Below are 22984 nucleotides of genomic sequence, written 5' to 3'. Positions count from 1 at the left end.
TCATTGCCCCAGCCGTTCGAGGAGCGCGGGGATGTGGACCTGATCGGTCTTGTAGTTGCCCGTCAGCATATACATCATGATGTTGACGCCGGCGCGATAGGAGTATTCGCGCTGCACCTCATCCGGCGGAACGGTCGGCAGCATCGGTGCGCCATTCTGATCGACCGCCCAGGCCCCGGCTAAATCGTTGCCGGTGATCAGGATCGGCGAAACACCGTCGGCCGAGGCCGTCGATTTGGTGTCCGATGCGCGATTGTCCTGCCTCGACTCGATCCAGAGCGGGCTTCCGGAATAGCGGCCCGGGAAGCTGGAGAGCAGGTAGAAGGACTTCGTCAGAACGTGGTCCGTAGGAACCGGCTCCAGCGGGGGGATGTCGAGATTGGCGAGGATCTGCTGCAGGCGCTCGCCGTTGGCACTCGAGGCACCTCCATTGTTATCCAGTGAGGAGAACTGGTCGCGCGTATCGAAAAGGACGGTGCCGCCGGCGCGCATATAGGCGTCGATGCGGTTGATCGCAGCCGTCGACGGCATCGGCGCGGAGGCGGAAACCGGCCAGTAAATGATAGGATAGAAGGACAGCTCGTCCTTCGTGAGATCAAGGCCGACGGGCGGCGCCGGCTCCAGTGTCGTGCGGAAGGTCAGGAACTCGGTCAGGCCTTCAAGGCCGTGCTCGGAAATATTGTCGACATCCTGCTCGCCGGTGACGACATAGGCGAGGTGGGTATTGTCCAATCGCTGGAATATCTGGTCGTCGCCGGGCTTGGAATCGTCGGCGCGCAGTTGCGAGGGTTGCAGGAAGAAGGTCGTGCTGACGGCGACTGCGATGATCGCCGCAGGCCGGGCCGCCGAACGCAGCCGGGAGAAGGCGCCGCCCATGAACATCACGACGAGGCTGTCTGCCAGGAGCAGCAGGAAGGCGATGAGGAAGAGAGCGGGCTTGGCGGACCAGGTTTCGCCGCCGATCAGGCCCTCGCGCAGGACATTGATGCCGGCTGTGTCGAGCGGCCTCAGCTCGGCGTTATTCGGCAATACATTCAATGCGGTAAAGCCGTCTTCCGAACCATAGAGTCCAGGCGGATTGTCGAAATTGGAAACGGGCTCGGTCTTTGCGTTCGGGATCAACGGCCGTGCCGTGCCGGTCTCCGTCGTGAGCACGCCCTTCGCCGTCAGCAGGCGGAAGGGCGGCAGGGCTTCAGCGGTCGTTGCAGCACCGGCTTCAGAGGTGACGCCGCCCGAGCGGGAGAGCTGAACGATGCGACGCAGCATCTCGACGAAATTGCCGGAGATCGGCAGGTTGGACCACGTTGCCTCGGCGCTGACATGGAAAAGCACGATACGGCCCGCGTTGATCGGCTTGGTCGTAACCAGCGGCGTGCCGTCGGCAAGGCTTGCCCAGGTGCGCTCGGCAAGATCGGGCGTCGGCTCGGCCAGAACCTGGCGCTTGACGGTCACGTCAGTCGGCTTGGCCATGCCGGCGAAAGGACCGAAGTTCGGAAAATCCGCCAGCGGCTGCGGCTCGGCCCAGGAGAGCGCGCCGCCAAGCGCACGCTCGCCCTGGCGCAACGTCACCGGCACCAGCGGATCGTCCGCGGGGGCGGCGGCAAGGCGCGGCCCGGCGAAGCGGATCAGCGTGCCGCCATTGGCGATCCAGCGCTGCATCGGACCATAGGTTTCCTGCGGCAGCCGACCGATATCGGCCATGATGATGACGGACGGATTCTGCGACAGCAGATCGGGGATGGAGGCAGCGAGATCCGGCGTGTTCGGCTGGATCAGATCGGCATAAGGCTGCAGTGCGCGCTGGATGTAATAGAGAGGCGATAGCAGCGGCTGGAATTCATCGCCCGCTTCGCCGGAAAGCAGCACCACGCGGCGGCGCTTGAAGCCATCGTCGAGCAAATGGACCGAACCTGCCGTCGCAAGATTGTCGATGCTGACGCGGGCGAAATCGTTGCGCATCTCGAAGGGGGCGGGGATCGAGCCGGAGGCGACCGACTGCCCGGGCTGGAAATCCACCGTGCCTGCGGCAATCGCACGGCCCTGGGCATCCTGCGCCGTCAGCGGCAGCGAGGCGGCGCCCGCGCTGTCGAGGCGCGTCGCGGTCACGCTCATGGCGTCGGCGGCATTCGTGGCACCGGTGATGGCGATCGTCCGTGTGGTATCGCCTTCGATGAGACGGAGCTCGGCAGGCTTCAGATCGGCGAGCTGGCGGACGGTCGCATCGTTTTCCTTGGCGGCAGCGCCGTCGGAAAGGAAGGCGAGCGTACCTGGTTTCGTGCCGTTGAGGGCGGCGCGCAATGCCTCGAAGGCGCGTTCGCGATCCGGAACGAGCGGCTGCGGTTCTGCGGCGCGCAGCATGTCGCGGGCCGCCGTTGTGGTGCCCGGCACAGCATTGTTGGTGGGATCGGCGGTAAAGGCGACCGCGACGGGGGTGCCGGCCGATTCGGCGTCGTCGATCAGCGCTTCGGCGGTCTGCACGCGGCGTTGCCAATCCGGCGCCGTCGCCCAGCCATTGTCGACGAAAAGAACGAGCGGACCGCCTGCGGCGAGCGAATTGGTACGCGGATTGAAAACCGGATCGGCGATCGCAAGGATCACGGCAGCGGCGAGCAGCATTCGAAGCAGCGTCAGCCACCAGGGGCTCTGAGCGGGCGTTTCCTCGCGCTTCAGTACGGCGGCCAGTATCTTCAGCGGCGGGAAGACTTCGGATTTCGGGCGCGGCGGCGTAAGCCGCAGCAGCCACCAGATGACCGGCAGGGCGACGAGCGCGCCGAGGATTGCAGGATAGGCGAAAGCAAAGGGAAGGGCGCTCATAGCAGCCCCCCATGTGTCGCCTTGGCCGGCATCCCGGACAGATACATATGCACCGCAACCAGCGCTTCGGATGCCAGGTGATCGGTGCGATGGGTGACGAACGTCCAGCCGAGATGTCGAAGCGATTGGCCGAGACCGTCGCGGCGGGCCAGATAGGCGCGGCTATAGGCTTCGCGGATGTTTTCCGCGCGGCCGGACACCAGTTTCGAGCCGGTTTCCGGATCGGTGAATTCGGTACGGCCGGTATAGGGGAAAAGCTCTTCGGCGGGATCGGCGATCTCGACCACGTGGCCGCGAAGGCCGCGACGGGCAAGCGGTGTGAGGCGGGCCATGATCGCCGGCGCATCGTCCAGGAAATCGCCGATGAGCACGAGATCGCTCCAGCCGCGGATCATGGCTATGTCCGGCAGCCCGCCCGGTAGCGGCGCATGCATGAGCGCGGTTGCAAGCCGCTCGGCGGCGTTGCGGGCGGCAACCGGTTCCATGACGCCCGGACAACCGATGCGTTCGCCGGAGCGCGCAAGGATCTCAGCGAGCGCCAGCATGATGACGAGCGCGCGGCTTTCCTTCGAGACACTGCCGAAGGTCGACTTGTACATCATCGAGGGCGACATGTCGGCCCACAGCCAGATGGTGTGGGCGGCTTCCCATTCGCGCTCGCGAACATAGGTATGGTCGTCGCGGGCGGAGCGACGCCAGTCGATGCGCGATAGGCTTTCACCCTCGGTATAAGGGCGGAACTGCCAGAAATTCTCGCCGATACCGCGCTTGCGGCGGCCATGCCAGCCGGCAATCACGGTGTTGGCGATGCGCTTGGCTTCGACCAGGCAGTCCGGCACCAGAGAGGCCCGCTGTCTTGCGCGGGCGAGGGCATCGCTGCCAGGGGTCGGATTGACGATCTGTCCGATAGATGCCACGCGTCCGGCTTCCTTATCCTTTGGCCTGCTTGACGAGGCCGGCGATGACATCGCGGACCGACATGCCCTCGGCACGTGCAGCGAAGGTAAGCGCCATGCGGTGTTCGAGAACGGGTTCGGCAAGTGCATGGATATCGTCGAGCGACGGCGCCAGACGGCCTTCATAGAGCGCGCGGGCGCGGGCGCAGAGCATCATCGCCTGGCCGGCGCGCGGACCCGGGCCCCAGGCCACATTCTTGTCGGTCGCAGCGTTGCCCTGGCCGGGGCGGGCGGAGCGCACTAGATCGAGGATCGCATCGACGACCTTGTCGCTCACCGGCATCTGGCGGATGAGCTTCTGGATTTCCATCAGCCGCCCGGCGTCGAGGACGGCTTGCGGCTTCGTTTCGCTGATGCCGGTCGTTTCGAGCAGGATCTGGCGTTCGGCGGCAAGCTCGGGATAGTGCACGTCCACCTGCAGCAGGAAGCGGTCGAGCTGAGCTTCCGGCAGCGGGTAGGTGCCTTCCTGCTCCAGCGGGTTCTGGGTGGCGAGAACGTGGAAAGGCGTCGGCAGGTCGTAGCGCTGGCCGGCGATCGTGACATGATATTCCTGCATCGATTGCAGCAGCGCCGACTGCGTGCGCGGTGAGGCGCGGTTGATCTCATCCGCCATCAGCAGTTGGGCGAACACCGGGCCCTTGACGAAGCGGAAGGAGCGGCGGCCGTTCTCGTCCTGGTCCATCACTTCGGAGCCGAGGATGTCCGACGGCATGAGGTCCGGGGTGAACTGGATGCGGTTCGCGCCGAGGCCGAGCACTTCGCCGAGCGTGGTCACCAGCTTGGTCTTTGCAAGGCCGGGCACGCCGACCAGAAGTGCATGGCCGCCTGAAAGAACAGCGAGCAGGGTGTTTTCGACGACGCTTTCCTGGCCAAAGATCACCTTCGAGACTTCTTCGCGCACAAGGGCAATATCGGCGAGCGCCTTTTCTGCGGCAGCGATGATTTCCTTCTCCCCGAGGCTATCTTCGGTCTTCATCATACCCATCAAGTATCTCCAACGGCTGAATCATTCGTCGCGAATCGGCGGACTTACGCCTCTGGCTCGTACCCTATAGAGTTATGGATATGTTGCGGGCTGACAAGTTCGTTCCAAATGACTATCTCGTGACTATTCTATCGTTAAGAGCAAACCGGGACAGAAGAATGGCAGCGCAAGAGATCAGGGCGAGTGAAGATGCCGCAGGGCTTGCCGCGCTGATTTCGCGCGCTGCAGGCGAAACCGGCGGCAAGAAGCGCGGACTTCCACCGGTCGAGAAATGGAATCCGCCCTTCTGCGGCGATATCGACATGGAAATCCGCGCCGACGGCACATGGTTCTACATGGGAACGCCGATCGGCCGTGCGCCCCTGGTTCGCCTGTTTTCCACCGTCCTGCGCAAGGACGAGGACGGAAAGACCTATCTCGTCACCCCTGTGGAAAAAGTCGGAATCAGGGTCGCTGACGCGCCGTTCGTTGCCGTCGAGATGAGCGTGACGGACCGCAATGGTCAGCAGGTGCTGACATTCCGCACCAATACCGGCGATGTCGTCGAGGCCGGCCAGGAGTATCCGCTGCGCTTCGTGATTCATGGAGAAAACAGCGAGTTGAAACCCTATCTGCATGTGCGCGGGCGTCTCGAGGCGCTGGTGTCGCGGGCCGTGATGTATGAACTGGCAGACCTCGGCGAGATTGCGGATATCGAGGGCAGGGAGATGTTCTGCGTCCGCTCGGCCGGCTGCGTTTTCCCTGTCATGGCCGCCGATGAACTGGATATGCTGTCCCGATGAGCAATGCCCCGACCCAAAGCTACCCACTCTATTCCGCGGCCGAATTCCGCCGCCGGGCGCTCAATCAAAACGGCGGGCCGGTCGATCACTCCTGGCGGGATCACGGCGACCACATCCTCAATCCGGATATCGTCGCGATGGTCGAGGGCTTCCACCTACGCGACGCCGCTGTGCTGGTGCCAGTGGTCGACGACGGCGACGAGGCGCGGGTCATCTTCACCAAGCGCACGGCGAACCTGCGCAAGCATTCCGGCCAGATATCCTTTCCTGGCGGAGCGATCGATTCTACGGACATTTCTCCGGAGATGGCGGCGATCCGCGAGACACAGGAAGAGATCGGCATTGCCGGCTCCTTTGTAGAGACGGTCGGACGCCTGCCGCACTATCTCGCCGCGACCGGCTTCCGCATCACGCCGGTGCTCGGCGTCGTCCGGCGGGGGTTCGAGCTGAAGCCCAATCCGCGGGAAGTCGACGACGTCTTCGAGGTGCCGCTTTCCTTCCTGATGAACCCGCAAAACCACACCCGCGACAGGCGCTTGGTCGAGGGTGTCGACCGGCATTTTTACCGCATGCCCTATGAAAGCTGGATGATCTGGGGCATCACGGCGGGCATCGTCCGCACCCTTTACGAGAGGCTTTATGCATGACCAGCCTTGCTGATGAAGCATGGTTCAAGGATCCCCGCCTTCAGCGCGTCTTCGCGCTCCTGAACGCGGACGGCGGGGAGGGGCGCGTCGTGGGCGGCGCCGTGCGCAACAGCCTGATGGGGCTTCCGGTCAGCGATATCGACATCGCGACGACGCTGACGCCGGACGCCGTGACGGAACGGGCGAAGGCGTCCGGCAGCAAGGCGATCCCCACCGGCATCGAGCATGGCACCGTGACGCTGGTGATCGAAGGAAAGCCGTTCGAAGTGACGACGCTGCGCACCGACGTCGAGACTGACGGGCGCCGCGCCAAGGTCGCCTTCAGCACCGACTGGCAGGCGGATGCGGAACGGCGCGACCTGACGATCAATGCCCTTTACATGAATTCCAAGGGTGAGGTGGTCGATCTCGTCGGCGGGCTTGCCGATATTGAGAAGCGCAACATCCGTTTCATTGGGGATGCGGCGACACGGATTGCCGAGGATTACCTGCGCATCCTGCGGTTCTTCCGCTTTTTTGCTCACTACGGCTCCGGCCGGCCCGATGCAGACGGACTGCGGGCCTGTTCGGCGGCGCGTTCGAAGCTCACTACGCTTTCGTCCGAAAGGGTTTGGTCCGAGCTTCGCAAGCTGCTTGCTGCCGACGATCCGGGCCGGGCGCTGCTCTGGATGCGGCAGGTTTCGGTGCTCAGCGAAGTCCTGCCGGAGACGGAGAAATGGGGCATCGATGCCATCCCGGGACTGGTCGCTACCGAAAAGGCGCTCGGCTGGACGTCCGATCCGCTTCTTCGGCTCGCTTCGATCGTTCCACCCGATGCCGAACGGCTGGAGAAGATGGCGGTCCGCCTGAGATTTTCGAATGCCGAAGCGGCCTATTTCAGGGCCTGGGCGGCGGCGCCCCCGGTCGATGACGAAATGTCTGCCGCGGCCTTCGACCGGCTGCTCTATCGCAGTGGTGCGGACGGTATCGTCACGCGCCTGAAGCTCGCGCTCGCCGTTGCTCGCGGCAAGGCGGAAGGCGACATGAAGGAAATGAGCCGGTCGGCCAGGCTCGGCAAGCTGTTGGACCGGGCTCTGGCGTGGAAGAGACCGCAGTTTCCAATCGGCGGCGGCGATGTCGTTTCCACCGGAATTCCCGCAGGTCCGCGTGTCGGCGAGACGCTTGCGAAACTCGAGAACCAATGGATCGACGAGAATTTTGCCGCCGACCGGGCGACGCTGCTCGCCCGGCTGAACGAACTTTCGAAGTGATCAGGCCGCTGTCGCTTCGTCGCGGATGCGGGCCTTGATGTTGTCGATCATGTTTTCGCGAATGGTCGTTTCACCATGGGCGGACTTCATGTGCTCGACCGCGCGGCGGACGATTTCGGCGTCCTCATCGGCGCGGGTGTGCCAGGTGCAGCCCGGAACGAGCGTACCGCATTCGAAAAGTCGCATTGTCTACTCCTTTGTCCGGAACATGACGGGATGATCGCGCTGACACGCGGTTCTCCTCGATGTGCGAAACTTCAATGTGCGAAACGGAGAGAAGGTTCCGGCCGATGATGACATCGGCCGGCAAATCACATGCGATATTCCGGCATCGCCCAGGCGCGGAAGCAGTCGGACGACTGGTAGGACGCATTCGAATTTGCGCTTTCTCTTGCCTGTCCGCGCAGTTCTTCGAGCGATTTTCCGGCAGCGAGCTGCAACCTCACCTGTTCGATGAAGCAGGAAAGGGGCAGGTCCGAGCCGCTCGTGGCTCGCATTTCTTCGGCAATGCGGTTCAGGAAATCCGGGGTCTCGATTGCGCGGGATGCCTCCCGAACATCCCCAGACGCCGGCGAACCGCTCTGTATCATCATGACAATCCTCCTCCGATTGTTACGCAACACAAGCTCAGTTTAGCACGTTAGTTTAGGGCGTGCTCACGGTTCTTGAAGGCCATGTAATGTATTTTTACCCGTACGCTGTCGTACAGTCATGGCCACCGGACGACCGGCGGCATCGACGAGAGTATCGACTCGATATTGCCTCCCGTCTTCAACCCGAAGATTGTACCGCGATCGTAGAGCAAATTGAACTCGACATAGCGCCCGCGCCTGATCAATTGTTCGTCACGGTCGGCTTCGGTCCATTCCTTGTTGAAATTGGAGCGGACGATTTTCGGATAAACCATGGCGAAGGCCCTGCCGACATCGCGGGTGAAAGCGAAGTCGGCATCCCAGCCGCCGGCTTCCTCGCTCGAATGCAGCCAGTCATAAAAGATGCCGCCGATGCCGCGCGGTTCGTTGCGGTGCTTCAGGAAAAAGTAATCGTCGCACCATTTCTTGTAAGCGCCATAGTCGGCGACGGCCGAATGGCTGCGGCAGGCAATTTCCATCGCCTTGTGGAAGAGGCGACTATCGTCGTCTTCCTGCGTGCGGCGCCGGTCGAGCACCGGCGTCAGGTCCGCGCCGCCCCCGAACCAGCGGCTGGAGGTGACGACCATGCGGGTGTTCATATGCACTGTGGGTACATTGGGGTTCACCGGATGGGCGATCAGCGAAATACCTGAGGCCCAGAACCGAGGGTCTTCGCTGGCGCCCGGCATCTGGGTGCGCAGATCGGGTGCGAATTCCCCGTACACTGTGGAGGTATGCACGCCGACCTTTTCGAAAACGCGGCCGTGCATCATCGACATCCGGCCCCCGCCGCCGGCGCCATTTTCACGCGACCACTCCTTGCCGACGAAACGGCCGGGCTCCTGGTCCGAAAGAGTGCCGGTCAGCTCGTCTTCCAAGGCCTCGAAGGAGGCGCAGATCGTATCGCGTAACCCTTCGAACCAAGTGCGCGCGGCGACCTTCTTTTCTTCGATATCGTCCGGCAGGCCGATCGGCAGGTCTGGTCGTTCCATCATTATCCCCAGCAGTCGTTATTGCATCACACGCGACTCGATCATCGCTGATTACGGTTTCGTGGTATCAGGTGCATCGGTGCCTTGCCAGCCGGCGGAAAGCCGCAGTCGAGGCGGCAAAGATTCGACTCGCAAATTGATATTTTCAATACTACCTTTCCCGCTCAGAGGTAGGTTTCATGACTAAAATCCCGGGACCTCCGTCGTTTGACGGCTTGAAGCGCAGGATCGAACGGCATCGGGCGGAAGGCACTGCCCGCAAGGGTGATCACTTCGTGCGCCAGACCTATCGGCTTGGCCTGCTTGACGCGCGGGCAAAGGCACGCGAATGGTTCGCCGAATATCCGAAGGCGGCCTATTGGACCGAAGTGGAAAGCTGGCGGCAGCTCGACAACGACCAGATCGAATTCACCATGCGCCGGCTGCCTTCCGCCGACTGACCGTCATTGCGCAGGCGTGCGCAGGCGGCTCTCGATGAGCAATCCGCTCTCGTCGAGGATCGGATGCGCGACCGAGACGATATGGGCGTTGATGCGTTTCAGATCGCGCAGCATGTCGAGATGCAGTGAACTCGTCTGCAGGCTGTCGGCGTAGCCCTCGCGCAGGCGTTCAAGGTGGCGTTCGGCGGATTGCTTCTCCATCCTGCGGACTTCGACCTTCACTTCCATCATCTGTTTGGCGAGATTGAAGTCGCGCGTCACGAAGATCGTTTGCGCGATCCGCAGGTTGTCGATCGTCAAATGGAAGAGCTTCTTGAGCTCCTGGTAACCGTCGTCGGAAAACCGCAGGCCGAGCGAAGCCTTTTTGCTGATCTGCGGCAGCAGGCCCTTTTCGATGATATCGCCGATATGCTCGAGGTTGATCGCGTAGTCGATGATGATGATCGAGTGGCGGCCGTTCTCTTCACTCAGGCCCTCGCGGCCGAGCTTGGAAAGATAGACCTTCACTTCCTGCTGCAGGCTATCGACCCGCTTTTCGAGCGTGGGAATTTCCTTGAGCTTGGTCAGGTCGTTCTGCTCGAAGGCGTCGGAGGCTCGGATCAGCATGCGCTCTATGAGGTCGCCGACGCCGAGGACTTCGCGAGTGGCGCTTGCAAGCGCCACGACGGGCGTCGACAGCTCGTGCTGGTCGAGATATTTCGGCCCATTGTCGGTTTGTGCTTCTTCCGGAACGAGACGCAGCATCAACTGCGACAACAGGCGCGAGAACGGCCAGGCGACAGCGGCGAGGATCAGGTTGAAGCCGAGATGCGCATCGACCGGCAGCTTGGCGGGATCGAGCGGCAGCATCTCCAGAAGCTCGGCGCCGTAGCCGGCAAGCGGGAGTGCGATCACGCAGCCGGCGGCCCGCACGATCAGGTTGCCAAGCGTAACGCGCTTTGCCGAGGCAGGTCCGCCAAGCGAAGCGACGACCGGCGGAATTGCGCCGCCGAGATTGGCACCCAGGATGAGAACGATCACCAATCCCGCCGAGACAATACCGGTCGATGCCAGGGAAAGGATCAGGACAACGGCGGCAAGGCTCGACGAGGAGACGAAGGCAATGCCGGCGGAGAACACAAGCGCCACCGGCCAGGCGTTGTCGAGCAAGCCGATAAAGGCGGCAAGCGCGGGCGATTGGCGCATAGGCTCTGTCGCGCCGCTCAAAAGATGCAGAGACAAGAGCATCAGGCCGATGCCGATCAGTGCGGTGCCACCACCTTGGCGTGCGGTCGAGCCGCTACGATAGAGGATGATACCCGCCAGGATGACGAGCGGCGACAGCCATTCGATACCGGTCGCGACGATCCAGGCTGTGACGGCCGTGCCGACATTGGCACCGAGCAGAACGATCTGCGCCATGCGTGGCTTCACCAGTTCGCGCTCGACGAAGGAGGCGACCATCAGCGCCGTTGCCGTGGAGCTTTGCAATGCCAGCGTTGCGAAAAAGCCTGAAACGAAGGAGCGCAAGCCGCCACGCGTGCCCGTCGCAAGACCTGTTCGCAGCCGCGCACCGAAAGCCCGCGACACACCGTCCTTCACCTGCGCAAGGCCGAACAGCAGCAAGGCTACCGCGCCGAACAGGTTTATCATGACGATCGTGGATTCCATTCTCTGCGGGTCTTTTCTTCTTGTTCACGGCCGGCGCAATGCTGCGCAATCGGTGTCTCAGCGCATTGCCATCTCTTTGAAATCGTGGCCTGGATCTCACTTTTTGATTGTCCGGCTAATTATAATACGCCTGTTCCTGGATATCACAACGCCGTTTGCGACATATCATGGCGAGGCTTCACGAGGTCTCTCAGAAGCGAAATCAGCGCCAGACGGTCTGGCGCATGGCCTCGCCGGCGATCATCGCGGCGGAGACCGCGACATTGATCGAGCGCTGGCCCTCGACCATCGGGATCAGGATACGCCCGGCGGCTCTTTCATGTACATGATCCGGAACGCCTGCGCTTTCGCGGCCAAACAGCAAAATGTCGTCCGGCCGGAATGCGAAATCCGTGTATCGGACCGATGCCTTGGTGGAGGCGAGCACGATGCGGCGGCCCGTTGGAGCCCGCCATTGCTCGAAGCGATCCCAACTGACATGACGGGTGAGCGCAACGGTTGCGATATAGTCCATGCCGGCGCGTTTCAGGTTGCGGTCGGAAATGTCGAAGCCGGCGGGCTCGATGATGTCTACGGCAACTCCGAGGCAGGCGGCAAGACGCAGGATCGTGCCGGTATTGCCGGGGATGTCGGGCTGATAGAGCGCCAGTCTGAGATTGGTCATCCGAAGTTCCGTCTTGCTGTTTGAGGCAAAGAGACCTAGTTCAACTGTGATTTCGGCGCAACAGGGCGCCTTTTGCCCATGAATTGTTCAATTTTTTCCGACTTCGGACTGGAAATTTCGCAATTTTCGCGTTATTGGTGCGCATCTTCAATCGCCAGCTAGGGAGGGCCGACATGAATATTCTGATGCTTACGCGCCTTCCAGCCGCGATACCAAGCGTGGCGATCTCGCGCTCCTGAGCGCAAGCTTTCTAAAATTCCCCATTTTTGATCCATTGCGCGGCTGTCGTGGCCTCGCCCCTCGAACGTCCGGTTCCCATATGTGCCTTAGTGCGTTTTGCGCAGGCCGGGAGGTGGAACGGTGAAGTTCCGGAGCACTTTCATGTTTAGCTGGTTCGAACAGCGACTGAACCCCTTTCCGAGTGAGGAGCCTGTCGTTCCCCCGAAGGGTCTTTTTGCCTTCTGCTGGCACTATACGAAGCCTGCGGCGCCCTGGCTTGCAGCCATGGCCGTGCTGACGGCGCTGATTGCGATCGGCGAAGTGGCACTCTTCCAGTTCCTCGGCGATATCGTCGATTGGCTGACGAATGCCGACAAGGCGACGTTCCTGCAGAACGAATGGCACAAGCTTGCCTGGATGGCGGCTTTGATCCTCGTCGGCCTGCCGCTGGCGGCTGGGCTCGATTCACTTATCATGCATCAGGTCCTGCTCGGCAACTACCCGATGATCGCGCGCTGGCAGATGCACCGCTTCCTGCTGCGCCACAGCATGACCTTCTTTGCAAACGAGTTTGCCGGACGCGTTGCGACCAAGGTGATGCAGACCTCGCTTGCCGTTCGTGAAACAACGATGAAGATCCTCGACGTCTTCGTCTATGTCGTCACGTACTTCCTGACGATGATCATCGTGATCGCAGCGGCAGACTGGCGGCTGATGGTGCCAATCCTGGTCTGGCTTTCCATCTATGTCAGCATCGTATCGTATTTCGTGCCCCGGCTGCGCAGGATCGCGGCGCAGCAGGCGGATGCGCGCTCTATGATGACCGGCCGGGTGGTCGACAGCTACACGAACATTGCGACCGTCAAGCTCTTCTCGCATGCGGGCAGGGAGGAAGGCTATGCCAAGGCCGGCATGGACGAATTCCTGCAGACGGTGCACCAGCAGATGCGTCGCGTCACGCTGTTCCATGTGTGCGTCTACATCAACAACTGCGTGGCGCTCTTCGCCATCTCGGGCCTATCGATCTGGTTCTGGCTGAATGGCCAGATTTCGGTCGGCGCGATCGCCATCGCGATCGGCCTTGCGATGCGCGTCAACGGCATGTCGCAATGGATCATGTGGGAGGTATCGGCGCTCTTTGAAAACATCGGCACGGTCTATGACGGCATGGAGATGATGACGAAGAACCACGACATCACCGACAAGCGCGATGCACCGCCGATGCAGGCGAAGAAGGGTGCGATCCATTACGAGCGCATCCGCTTCCATTACGGCAAGGGCAAAGGCGTCATCGACAACCTGTCGCTCGACATCAAGGCGGGTGAGAAGGTTGGCCTTGTCGGCCGCTCCGGCGCCGGTAAGACGACTCTGATGAACCTGCTGCTGCGCTTCTACGATCTGGAAGCCGGCCGCATCACCATCGACGGCCAGGATATCTCGCTGGTGTCGCAGGAAAGCCTCCGCTCGCTGATCGGCGTGGTGACGCAGGATACGTCGCTGCTGCACCGCTCGATCCGCGACAACATCGCCTACGGCCGTCCGGATGCGACGGACGCGGATGTGATCGAGGCGGGGAAGCGGGCAAATGCCTGGGAGTTCATCGAAGGGCTTGTCGACATGCAGGGCCGCAAGGGGCTCGACGCGCAGGTCGGCGAGCGCGGCGTGAAGCTCTCCGGTGGCCAGCGTCAGCGCGTTGCGATCGCCCGGGTGTTCCTGAAGGACGCGCCGATCCTGGTGCTCGACGAGGCGACCTCGGCGCTCGATTCCGAAGTGGAAGCGGCGATCCAGGAGAACCTCTTCGCGCTGATGGAAGGCAAGACGGTGATCGCGATCGCCCATCGCCTGTCGACGCTGACGGAGATGGACCGCCTGATCGTGCTCGACAAGGGCCGGATCATCGAGGCCGGTTCGCACGCCGATCTCGTCAGTCAGGGCGGCATATATGCCGATCTCTGGACCCGCCAGTCCGGCGGCTTCCTCGCCGATCGTTCGCAAGAAGCGGAGGAAGCGGCGGAGTAAAGCGAAAGGCCCTCCCGGCGAAAGCGGGGAGGGCTTCTTAACTGTTGAGACCAGTTAAGAAGCCCTGTTATCCTGATCAGGAGAGAAATCGCGGCATTCTTCGCGTTTAGCACGGTCGGCGCGAGCTGCCGCAGGCACTGAATGATTCCCAAAAGATCCGTTGCCGGTTTACAGGCTGTCTGCCCAGTCTCTTACCCTGTGACGCTCGACCACGACGATGGCGCCTGCCATCGTGCGGAGTGCCGTCACGCGGCGCTCTTCCTCGTTGTCGAGCCATGCGGCAACCGCCTCGCTGACGATCGTGTCGCGCGATATGCCGAGTTGGGCTGCGGTTTCATCGAGTCTGTCCGCAAGCGGAAGCGGAATATGCGACGCGAGCACCCTCGTTTCCATGACGGTATTTCTCCGATAAGCGGCCATTGTACTCCGAGATCGTCACGAGGTCAGCGACATTCAACACGGATGCCGCCGATGTTACCGAAAATTACCAAAATATAAGGTTGTGTCCGCCCTCCGTTGCCTTTGCCGCAGGGTTGTCTCGGACTATAACGCAATGATGCTCCTGCGCCCGATACTCAATCTGTTTGAAAACTGGATCGATCCGTTCCGCCGGCGCGGCAATATACAGCCGCCGCGTTCGACGGCCGGCTTCATCTGGTTCTACATCGGCCAGGCGAAATGGCCCTTCGTCGCGATGCTCGTCCTCGGCGGGATGTCGGCGGCGATCGAGGCGGCGCTTTTCTGGTTCGTCGGACGGCTGGTCGATATTTTGAGCACAGTCAGGCCGGGCGTTGGCTGGAGCGAGATGCTTGCTGCACACGGCAGCGAGCTCTTCGGAATGCTGGCTTTGATCGGCTTTGTCCGTTTCGTTGTGGTCTTCCTCATCGCGCTGGTCGATCAGCAGGTCATCACGCCGGGTTTTTACAATCTCGCGCGCTGGCAATCCTATCTCCACGTCTCGCGCCAATCGCTGCATTTTTTCCAGAGCGATTTTTCCGGGCGGATCGTGACGAAGGTCTGGTCGGCCGGCCAGGCGGTGGGCGATCTCGTGACCTCGCTCATGGAGAGCGTCTGGTTCGTCGGAATCTACGCGGCGACGACACTGGTGCTGGTGGCTCAGCTCGATTTTTCGCTTGCGGCCGTCGTGCTGTTCTGGCTCGCTGCCTTCGGCGTGCTCGCCCGCTATTTCGTGCCGCGCATCCGCTATCACTCGCGCGAGACTGCGGAAGCCGCCTCTATGCTCAACGGCCGCATGGTCGATTCCTACAGCAACATCCAGACGCTGAAGCTTTTCGCTCGTGACGAGGAGAGCGACCGCTACATGCGCCAGGGTTTCGATATCTATCAGGATACCGTGCTGCGCTTTACCCGGTTCATTACCGGTGTACGTGCCTCCATGGCGCTGCTTTCCGGCCTGATGATCGTGACGATGGGCGGGTTAAGCGTCGATCTGTGGCTGCGCGGGTTGGTGAGTTCCGGTTCCGTGGCTTTTTCGCTGGCCCTCGTCCTGCGCCTCAACTTCCTTCTTGGGCGCCTGATGACGCAGTTCAACGGTATCATGCGCAATCTGGGCACGATCCAGAATGCTGCCGAATTGATCTCGCAGCCGCTCGGTCTCGTCGATCGGCCCAATGCCCCCGATCTCGTCGTCAGGGAGCCTAGCATCCGCTTCGAAAACATCTCCTTCCATTACGGCCGGGGCAAGGGTGTCATCGAGAATTTCTCGCTCACCGTCGCACCCGGCGAGAAGGTCGGGATCGTCGGGCGCTCCGGCGCCGGCAAGTCGACGCTGGTCAATCTGTTGCTGCGCCTCTACGACCTTGAAGGCGGGCGCATCCTTGTCGATGGCCAGGATATTGCTGCGGTCAGCCAGGAGTCACTGCGCATGCAGATCGGTGTCGTCAGCCAGGATACGTCGCTGCTGCACCGTTCGGTCCGGGACAACATCCTCTTCGGCCGGCCCGATGCGGACGAGGAACGGCTGCTCGATGCCGCACGGCGGGCAGAGGCGCTCGGCTTCATCGAGCGCTTGCACGATCAGCAGGGGCGCAAGGGTTTCGACGCGCATGTCGGCGAGCGCGGCGTGAAGCTTTCCGGCGGGCAGCGGCAACGCATCGCAATCGCGCGCCTCATGCTGAAGGACGCACCGATCCTGGTGCTCGACGAGGCGACCTCGGCGCTCGATTCCGAGGTGGAAGAGGTGATCCAGTCCAATCTCAGCCGGATCATGGAGGGGAAGACTGTGCTGGCTATCGCTCACCGCCTTTCGACGATTGCCGCGCTCGATCGGCTGATTGTTGTCGATCGCGGCCGAATCATCGAAGAAGGCACGCATAAATCCCTGGTCGAAAGTGGCGGGCTTTATGCCGAGCTATGGGCGCGCCAGTCCGGCGGCTTCCTCGGTGCAGACGAAGATATGCCTGGGCGCGAGGCGAGGGCCGTTTAGGCATGCGTCCGCCAGCAAGGCTCCGATCCGCTGAATCCAGGGGATTGCGGTAGAAAGATCATCTGAAAATACCCGCGACATTGTGCCCTCATACTATTGTCAAGGCTGGACATAATTTGCGATCAAGCATAGAACGCGCCGGATTGGCGGGGAATCTAAGGCCGAATTGTGTCTGTGTAGATTCGCCGCTTAGAGGGGCAGGGCGGAATTCCGCGAAAATTGCGCAGAGGATGGTTTAGCCGTGAGCGAACACGAAACGACAAGCGAGGCTTCACGGGAGCCCACGCGCCGTGATTTCCTTTATCTCACCACTGGTATGGCAGGCGCCGTCGGCGCTGCGGCGGTCGCTTGGCCGTTCATCGATCAGATGCGTCCGGATGCGTCCACGCTCGCTCTTGCTTCCATCGAAGTCGACGTATCGAGCCTTGGGCCGGGCATGTCGCTGACCGCCAAGTGGCGCGGCAAGCCGGTGTTCATCCGCAACCGTACGCCCGAGGAAGTGAAGGCCGCCGACGAGGTTCCGCTTTCGGATCTCAAGGATCCGATCGCACGCAACGAGAACCTTCCGGCCGAAGCGCAGGCAACCGGTGTCGACCGCTCTGCCGGCAAGGACAAGGAAAACTGGATCGTCATGATCGGTTCGTGCACCCATCTCGGTTGCGTGCCGCTCGGACAGGCCGGCGAATACAACGGTTGGTTCTGTCCCTGCCATGGGTCGGTCTACGACACGGCCGGCCGCATCCGTAAAGGTCCGGCGCCGACGAACCTGCCGATTCCGACCTATTCGTTCGTTTCCGATACAGTGATCAAGATCGGTTGAGGGGAGACTGATTTATGAGTGGCCATTCCAGCTACGAGCCATCAACCGGCCTCGAGAAGTGGATCGATGCGCGCCTGCCGCTGCCGCGCATGGTCTACGACAGCTTCGTTGCATATCCGGTTCCGCGTAACCTGAACTATGCCTATACCTTCGGCGCCATGCTTTCGGTCATGCTGGTCGTGCAGATCCTGACCGGCGTTGTGCTTGCCATGCATTATGCTGCCGAAACCTCGGTCGCCTTCAATGCCGTCGAAAAGATCATGCGCGACGTCAACCACGGCTGGCTTCTGCGCTATATGCATGCCAACGGCGCCTCCTTCTTCTTCGTCGCGGTCTACCTGCACATTGCCCGCGGCCTTTACTACGGCTCCTACAAGGCGCCGCGCGAAATCCTCTGGATCCTCGGCGTTCTCATCTATCTGCTGATGATGGCGACCGGCTTCATGGGCTACGTTCTGCCCTGGGGCCAGATGTCCTTCTGGGGCGCGACCGTCATCACCGGCTTCTTCTCGGCCTTCCCGCTGGTCGGCGAATGGGTGCAGCAGTTTCTGCTCGGCGGTTTTGCCGTTGAAAACCCGACGCTCAACCGCTTTTTCTCGCTGCACTACCTGCTGCCCTTCATCATCGCAGGCGTTGTCGTCTTGCATATCTGGGCGCTGCACGTGACCGGCCAGACGAACCCGACCGGCGTCGAGGTCAAGACCAAGACGGACACCGTCCACTTCACGCCCTATGCAACCCTCAAGGACGCACTCGGCGTTTCGATCTTCCTGCTGGTCTACGCCTACTTCATCTTCTACATGCCGAATTTCCTCGGCCATCCGGACAATTATATCCCGGCTGACCCGCTGAAGACGCCGGCGCACATCGTTCCGGAATGGTACTTCCTGCCGTTCTACGCGATGCTGCGCTCGATCACCTTCAACATCGGTCCGATCGATTCCAAGCTCGGCGGCGTCCTTGTGATGTTCGGCGCGATCATCGTGCTGTTCTTCCTGCCATGGCTCGACACGTCGAAGGTCCGCTCTGCGGTCTACCGCCCCTGGTACAAGATGTTCTACTGGCTGTTCGTGATCGACGCGATCATCCTCGGCTGGCTCGGTTCCCAGCCGGCGGAAGGTGCCTTCGTCCTGATCTCGCAGATCTGCACGCTGCTTTACTTTGCTTTCTTCCTGGTCGCCATGCCAGTGCTTGGTCTCGTCGAGACGCCGCGCCGCATTCCAAACTCGATCACCGAAGCCGTACTGGAAAAGCGCAATCAACAAACAGCTACGGTCAAGGCATAAGCGAGCGGAAGGAATAGAACGATGAAAAAGCTTGTTGCAAGCATTCTGCCGCTCGCAGTCGCAGCTATCCTCGGAACTGCTGCATTCGCTCAGGAAGCGACGCACGGCGAGGGCGCTGCTCCGGCCGAGCACGAGGAAGGCGCCACGCCGCACTATCCGCTGAAGCACCCGCGGGAGCAGGACTGGAGCTTCGCCGGCCCGTTCGGCCATTATGACAAGGGCCAGCTGCAGCGCGGCCTGAAGGTCTATGCGGAAGTCTGTTCCGCCTGCCACTCGATGAGCCTCGTTCCCTTCCGCATGCTCGGCGAACTCGGCTACTCCGAGGCGCAGGTCAAGGCTTTTGCCGCGAACTACGAAGTTCAAGATGGCCCGGATTCTGCGGGTGAGATGTTCACACGCAAGGCTATCCCTTCGGATTATTTCCCGTCGCCATACGCCAACGCCCAGGCCGCTGCCGCCGCGAACAATGGCGCGGAGCCGCCGGACTTTTCGCTGATCGCGAAGGCCCGCGGGATAACCCGCGGCTTCCCGCAGTTCGTCTTCGATATCTTCACGCAGTATCAGGAAGGCGGGCCGGACTATATCTACTCGCTGCTGACCGGCTATGAAGAGCCGCCGGCGGGTTTCCAGGTTCCAGAGGGCGCGCATTACAACCCTTACTTCAACGCTGCCGCGGCCTTCGCGATGCCGAAGCCGCTCTCCGACGATCAGGTGACCTATGACGACGGCACGCCGCAGACCGTCGATCAGTACTCCAAGGATGTCTCCGCCTTCCTGATGTGGGCCGCAGAGCCGCACCTCGAAGAGCGCAAGAGCACCGGCTTCATGGTCATCGTGTTCCTGCTGATCTTCTCGGGTCTCATCTTCCTGACGAAGCGCTCGGTCTATGCCAACAAGGAGCACTGAGCGGTTCTAGCTCAACCAGCAAAAGGCGGCTTTCGGGCCGCCTTTTTTGTTGGTTCCATGTCAGTCAGTTGATAGGGTGCAACCGACTAAATGCCCTCGCAGACAGACGGACTTTCCATGAACAATATTGCCTCGGAGCTTGCGGTTAGCATCCGCTCCATCCCGGACTATCCAAAGCCCGGCATTATCTTTCGCGACATCACGACGCTGCTCGGCAATCCGCGGGCGTTTCGCCGCGCTGTGGATGAACTGGTGCAGCCCTATGCGGGCCTGAAGATCGACAAGATCGCCGGCATGGAAGCGCGCGGCTTCATTCTCGGCGGCGCCGTGGCGCATCAGCTTTCGGCCGGCTTTGTGCCAATCCGCAAGAAGGGCAAGCTGCCGCATGATACCGTGCGGATCGCCTACAGCCTGGAATATGGCGTCGACGAGATGGAGATGCACCGGGATGCGGTTCAGCCGGGCGAGAAGGTCATTCTCGTGGACGATCTGATTGCAACCGGAGGGACGGCCGTCGGCGCGACGAAGCTACTTCGCCAGATGGGTGCGGAAGTCGTCGGTGCGTGCTTCGTCATCGATCTGCCGGATCTCGGCGGCCGCAGGAAGCTCGATGAGCTCGGGGTGAATGTCCACACGCTGGTCGAATTCGCCGGGCACTGAAGCCCGGCTTTACTCGAATTCGAGCACGCTGCCCTCGAAGCGGATGACAGGCGCGCCGTCTTGGTTGACGCCTTCGTTGAGGGTCGAATTGAGGAACCAGCCCGGCCGCGATGTGAGAGGCCGGCTGGCAAGCAAGGTCACCGAATAGCTGACCGTCTCGTCGACGAAGACCGGACGCAGCCATTGCAACTTCTGGAAGCCGGGCGAAGGGCCGAGCTTCGGCGGGGCGACGCCCTCCCTGGCAAGTCGCGCGGTTTCCTTTTCCCAGTAATCCAGGAAAGTTCGCATCCAGGCGGCGCATGTATGCCAGCCCGAGGCGCAGAGATTGCCGAAGAGCGTCTTCCTGGCTGCTTCCTTATCAACATGGAAGCGCTGCGGATCGAAGCGCGTGGCGAAATGGATGATCCGCTCCTCGGTAAAGGTATAGCCGCCGATCGCGGCCTTTTCGCCGATCGTATAAAGCTCCGCCATCCTCATGGGTTTGTCTCCGCTGTGTAGCGCATGCTGAACATGATCCAGTTTTCGCAATAGCAGACCAGATCGCCGTGCTGATTTTGGACCTCATGCTTGAAGCGGGCGATGCCGATCCCCGGCCGCGAGCGCATGGTGCGCGACTCCAGCACCGTCGAACGCCCGGACAGCGTGTCGCCGGCAAGCACGGGCTTCCTCCATTCCATCACGTCGATGCCGGGTGCGCCCTGGGAATGTGAATTCAGCAGAAAACCATAGGCCATCATGCGCATGAAGAGCGCGGAAGTATGCCAGCCGGAAGCCGCGAGCCCACCAAGGATGCTGGCGCGTCCGGCCATCTCGTCCATATGCATCGGCTGCGGGTCGAATTCGGTTGCGAACTCAATGATTTCCTGCGCCGTCACGGCGATCGGGCCTAGCGCAAAGCTGCGGCCCGGCTCGAAGTCTTCAAAAACTAGCTTCATCTGGCCTCGTCCTCCCTCGGCCGTGCGGCCGATCAGGTATTGAAGCGGAAGTGGATTACGTCGCCGTCCTGAACCACGTATTCCTTGCCTTCGTCCCGGGCTTTGCCCGCGTCCTTGGCACCGGTTTCGCCGCCCAGCGCGATGTAGTCGTTATAGCCGATAGTGAAGGCACGGATGAAGCCGCGTTCGAAATCCGTGTGGATGACGCCGGCAGCGGCCGGTGCCTTGGTGCCGCGCACGATCGTCCAAGCGCGGGTCTCTTTGGGGCCGACGGTGAAATAGGTGATCAAGTCGAGCAGGTGATAGCCCGCACGGATTAGGCGGTCGAGGCCGGCTTCTTCGAGACCAAGTGCGGAGAGGAATTCCTTGCTTTCTTCTTCCGGCAGTTGAGCCACTTCGGACTCGATCGCGGCCGAGATGATCACGCATTCGGCGCCTTGGGCTTTCGCCATCTCGGCAACAGCCTCGGTATGTTCGTTGCCTGTTGCTGCCTCGGCTTCCGCGACGTTGCAGACGTAGAGCACCGGATGGGAAGTCAGAAGGTTCAGGCCCTTCAGGACTTCGATTTCGTCGGCGCCGAGCGTCTTCAGCAATAGACGAGCCGGCTTGCCTTCGTTGAGGAGCTTGATCACCGCTTCCATGACGGGAAGCTGGGTCAGCGAATCCTTGTCCTTGGAGGCGGCGCGTTTGCGGGTTTGCTCGACACGGCGCTCGAGACTTTCAAGGTCGGCAAGCATCAGCTCGGTTTCGATGGTTTCGGCGTCGCTGACCGGATTGATGCGGCCTTCGACATGGGTGATGTCGTCATCCTCGAAGCAGCGCAGCACATGCACGACGGCATCAACTTCGCGGATGTTGGCGAGGAACTTGTTGCCGAGGCCTTCGCCCTTGGACGCGCCGCGCACCAGACCGGCGATATCGACGAAGGAAATGCGGGTTGGGATGATTTCCTTCGAGCTGGCGATCGAGGCGAGCTTCTGCATCCGTGGATCTGGAACGGCGACTTCGCCGGTGTTCGGCTCGATGGTACAGAAGGGATAGTTCGCCGCCTGCGCCGCTGCCGTCTTGGTGAGCGCGTTGAAGAGTGTCGACTTGCCGACATTCGGCAGACCGACGATACCGCATTTGAAGCCCATGACTGGATGTCCGTATTCGCTGAAATCGTTGCCTTGCCTATGGGATAAAGGAGCCATGCGGTCAAGTCTTCCGCCGCTTTTACCGCTGCTCACTTGCCGATCGGGAAACGCTGGCCTATTTTCTGCACGCGGAGATTTCGAGACGTAATATTGCGGATTTCACCAAGGGCAGGTGACCTTCACCCAAGGAGACCTAGACCATCTTGGTGTCAAACACCCGGCGACGAGCTTGAACTTGAGCTCTTCCCTGATCGCAAGGCTGTAGTCCGGGCTCGCAATCGACAGGTGAGTGTCGAAATTCCCTAACCGACAATGCTTGTCTAGTTTAGAAACTACCTCTCATGTCATCAACGGGTGGATTTTCCGATGAGTGACAACGACGTTGCCATAAAGCCGAAAACGAAGGTCAAGCTGAAGCTGGATAAGCCCAAGCTCTACAAGGTTCTTCTTTTCAACGACGACTATACGCCACGCGAGTTCGTCGTCATGATCCTCAAAGCCGTTTTCCGTATGAGCGAGGAGACGGGATACCGGGTGATGATGACGGCGCATAAAATGGGCTCCAGCGTGGTCGTCGTCTGCGCCAAGGACATTGCCGAGACCAAGGTCAAGGAGGCGATGGACTATGCCAAGGAGGCAGGCTTCCCGCTGATGTTTACGGCAGAACCCGAAGAATAGGCGTTTCTTAACCAATCTTCTTAAGCCGCCATCCGTCAATTGCCGCTAGATTGCGCCCACGACGGAG

The 22984-nt window shown here is 61.3% G+C and carries 23 protein-coding genes; 11 read left to right on the top strand and 12 right to left on the bottom strand.

The genetic code is table 11. The annotated features are described in order from the left end of the window. Genes ISN39_RS11625 through ISN39_RS11615 form a run of 3 tightly spaced genes read right to left on the bottom strand, consistent with a single transcriptional unit; the run spans position 1 to position 4755 of the window. Complete coding sequence (locus ISN39_RS11625) at positions 1–2814, bottom strand: DUF4159 domain-containing protein (protein ID WP_194727596.1); 2814 nt, start codon at positions 2812–2814, stop codon at positions 1–3. Next, on the bottom strand, positions 2811–3731 hold the full coding sequence (locus ISN39_RS11620; RefSeq protein WP_194727595.1) for a DUF58 domain-containing protein: 921 nt from the start codon (positions 3729–3731) through the stop codon (positions 2811–2813). Before ISN39_RS11620 ends, ISN39_RS11625 begins: the two co-directional genes overlap by 4 nt. 13 nt (positions 3732–3744) lie before the next feature. Beyond that, positions 3745–4755, bottom strand: coding sequence for a MoxR family ATPase (locus ISN39_RS11615; RefSeq protein WP_022714193.1), 1011 nt, complete (start codon positions 4753–4755; stop codon positions 3745–3747). A 158-nt stretch (positions 4756–4913) separates the two neighbouring features. Here ISN39_RS11615 and ISN39_RS11610 point away from each other — a divergent pair, with 158 nt between their 5' ends. The 3 genes from ISN39_RS11610 to ISN39_RS11600 are packed head-to-tail and all read left to right on the top strand — an operon-like array spanning position 4914 to position 7434. After that, positions 4914–5537, top strand: coding sequence for a DUF1285 domain-containing protein (locus ISN39_RS11610; protein ID WP_074069058.1), 624 nt, complete (start codon positions 4914–4916; stop codon positions 5535–5537). Next, positions 5534–6184, top strand: coding sequence for a CoA pyrophosphatase (locus ISN39_RS11605; RefSeq protein WP_194727594.1), 651 nt, complete (start codon positions 5534–5536; stop codon positions 6182–6184). Before ISN39_RS11610 ends, ISN39_RS11605 begins: the two co-directional genes overlap by 4 nt. Beyond that, positions 6181–7434 carry a CCA tRNA nucleotidyltransferase gene (locus tag ISN39_RS11600; protein ID WP_194727593.1) on the top strand — a complete coding sequence of 418 codons (1254 nt, stop codon included), beginning with the start codon at positions 6181–6183 and terminating at the stop codon, positions 7432–7434. Before ISN39_RS11605 ends, ISN39_RS11600 begins: the two co-directional genes overlap by 4 nt. Here the strand turns inward: ISN39_RS11600 and ISN39_RS11595 are convergent, their stop codons facing one another. From ISN39_RS11595 to hemF, 3 genes are all read right to left on the bottom strand, one after another. After that, complete coding sequence (locus ISN39_RS11595; protein WP_074069055.1) at positions 7435–7620, bottom strand: DUF1059 domain-containing protein; 186 nt, start codon at positions 7618–7620, stop codon at positions 7435–7437. A 125-nt stretch (positions 7621–7745) separates the two neighbouring features. Further along, complete coding sequence (locus ISN39_RS11590; protein ID WP_194727592.1) at positions 7746–8027, bottom strand: hypothetical protein; 282 nt, start codon at positions 8025–8027, stop codon at positions 7746–7748. Between the two features lie 116 nt (positions 8028–8143). Further along, a complete protein-coding gene (hemF, locus tag ISN39_RS11585) occupies positions 8144–9058 on the bottom strand; it encodes an oxygen-dependent coproporphyrinogen oxidase (protein ID WP_074069053.1) in 915 nt (304 codons plus the stop codon). 179 nt (positions 9059–9237) lie between these two features. On the opposite strand from hemF, the gene ISN39_RS11580 reads away from it, so the two are divergent. Next, on the top strand, positions 9238–9498 hold the full coding sequence (locus ISN39_RS11580) for a hypothetical protein (RefSeq protein WP_022714201.1): 261 nt from the start codon (positions 9238–9240) through the stop codon (positions 9496–9498). Between the two features lie 3 nt (positions 9499–9501). Here ISN39_RS11580 and ISN39_RS11575 read toward each other — a convergent pair whose 3' ends face one another. Both ISN39_RS11575 and ISN39_RS11570 read right to left on the bottom strand, forming a co-directional pair. Further along, positions 9502–11148, bottom strand: coding sequence for a Na/Pi cotransporter family protein (locus ISN39_RS11575; protein WP_194727591.1), 1647 nt, complete (start codon positions 11146–11148; stop codon positions 9502–9504). A 202-nt stretch (positions 11149–11350) separates the two neighbouring features. Beyond that, positions 11351–11812 (bottom strand): tRNA (cytidine(34)-2'-O)-methyltransferase, encoded by a 462-nt coding sequence (locus tag ISN39_RS11570; RefSeq protein ID WP_194727590.1) that lies wholly within the window; start codon positions 11810–11812, stop codon positions 11351–11353. Between the two features lie 381 nt (positions 11813–12193). Here ISN39_RS11570 and ISN39_RS11565 point away from each other — a divergent pair, with 381 nt between their 5' ends. After that, on the top strand, positions 12194–14050 hold the full coding sequence (locus tag ISN39_RS11565) for an ABC transporter ATP-binding protein (protein WP_194727589.1): 1857 nt from the start codon (positions 12194–12196) through the stop codon (positions 14048–14050). Between the two features lie 168 nt (positions 14051–14218). On the opposite strand, the gene ISN39_RS11560 is transcribed toward ISN39_RS11565, so the two are convergent. Continuing rightward, positions 14219–14443: a CopG family transcriptional regulator gene (locus ISN39_RS11560; protein ID WP_194727588.1), complete on the bottom strand. Its 225-nt coding sequence runs from the start codon at positions 14441–14443 to the stop codon at positions 14219–14221. A gap of 163 nt (positions 14444–14606) precedes the next feature. On the opposite strand from ISN39_RS11560, the gene ISN39_RS11555 reads away from it, so the two are divergent. From ISN39_RS11555 to ISN39_RS11535, 5 genes are all read left to right on the top strand, one after another. Further along, positions 14607–16496: an ABC transporter ATP-binding protein gene (locus tag ISN39_RS11555; protein ID WP_194730164.1), complete on the top strand. Its 1890-nt coding sequence runs from the start codon at positions 14607–14609 to the stop codon at positions 16494–16496. A 241-nt stretch (positions 16497–16737) separates the two neighbouring features. Continuing rightward, positions 16738–17316, top strand: a complete 579-nt coding sequence (gene petA / locus ISN39_RS11550) for a ubiquinol-cytochrome c reductase iron-sulfur subunit (RefSeq protein ID WP_194727587.1) — start codon at positions 16738–16740, stop codon at positions 17314–17316. Positions 17317–17330: 14 nt separating this feature from the next. Then, positions 17331–18602: a cytochrome b N-terminal domain-containing protein gene (locus tag ISN39_RS11545; protein WP_074069047.1), complete on the top strand. Its 1272-nt coding sequence runs from the start codon at positions 17331–17333 to the stop codon at positions 18600–18602. Between the two features lie 21 nt (positions 18603–18623). After that, positions 18624–19508 (top strand): cytochrome c1, encoded by an 885-nt coding sequence (locus ISN39_RS11540; protein ID WP_194727586.1) that lies wholly within the window; start codon positions 18624–18626, stop codon positions 19506–19508. Positions 19509–19625: 117 nt separating this feature from the next. Then, on the top strand, positions 19626–20168 hold the full coding sequence (locus ISN39_RS11535; protein WP_028739503.1) for an adenine phosphoribosyltransferase: 543 nt from the start codon (positions 19626–19628) through the stop codon (positions 20166–20168). Positions 20169–20177: 9 nt separating this feature from the next. Here the strand turns inward: ISN39_RS11535 and ISN39_RS11530 are convergent, their stop codons facing one another. From ISN39_RS11530 to ychF, 3 genes are read right to left on the bottom strand one after another with little or no spacing between them, the layout of a single operon-like run. Beyond that, positions 20178–20645: a MaoC family dehydratase gene (locus ISN39_RS11530; RefSeq protein WP_194727585.1), complete on the bottom strand. Its 468-nt coding sequence runs from the start codon at positions 20643–20645 to the stop codon at positions 20178–20180. Beyond that, positions 20642–21103: a MaoC family dehydratase gene (locus ISN39_RS11525; RefSeq protein WP_194727584.1), complete on the bottom strand. Its 462-nt coding sequence runs from the start codon at positions 21101–21103 to the stop codon at positions 20642–20644. The genes ISN39_RS11530 and ISN39_RS11525 overlap by 4 nt, the downstream gene beginning before the upstream one ends. Before the next feature lie 32 nt (positions 21104–21135). Continuing rightward, on the bottom strand, positions 21136–22239 hold the full coding sequence (gene ychF / locus ISN39_RS11520; RefSeq protein ID WP_194730163.1) for a redox-regulated ATPase YchF: 1104 nt from the start codon (positions 22237–22239) through the stop codon (positions 21136–21138). 366 nt (positions 22240–22605) lie between these two features. Here ychF and clpS point away from each other — a divergent pair, with 366 nt between their 5' ends. Continuing rightward, complete coding sequence (gene clpS / locus ISN39_RS11515; protein WP_074069044.1) at positions 22606–22917, top strand: ATP-dependent Clp protease adapter ClpS; 312 nt, start codon at positions 22606–22608, stop codon at positions 22915–22917. Positions 22918–22984 lie beyond the last annotated feature (67 nt).

It is taken from the genome of Rhizobium sp. 007, from assembly GCF_015353075.1.
Lineage (GTDB): Bacteria > Pseudomonadota > Alphaproteobacteria > Rhizobiales > Rhizobiaceae > Rhizobium.
This window is presented reverse-complemented; position numbering and strand designations above follow the sequence as displayed.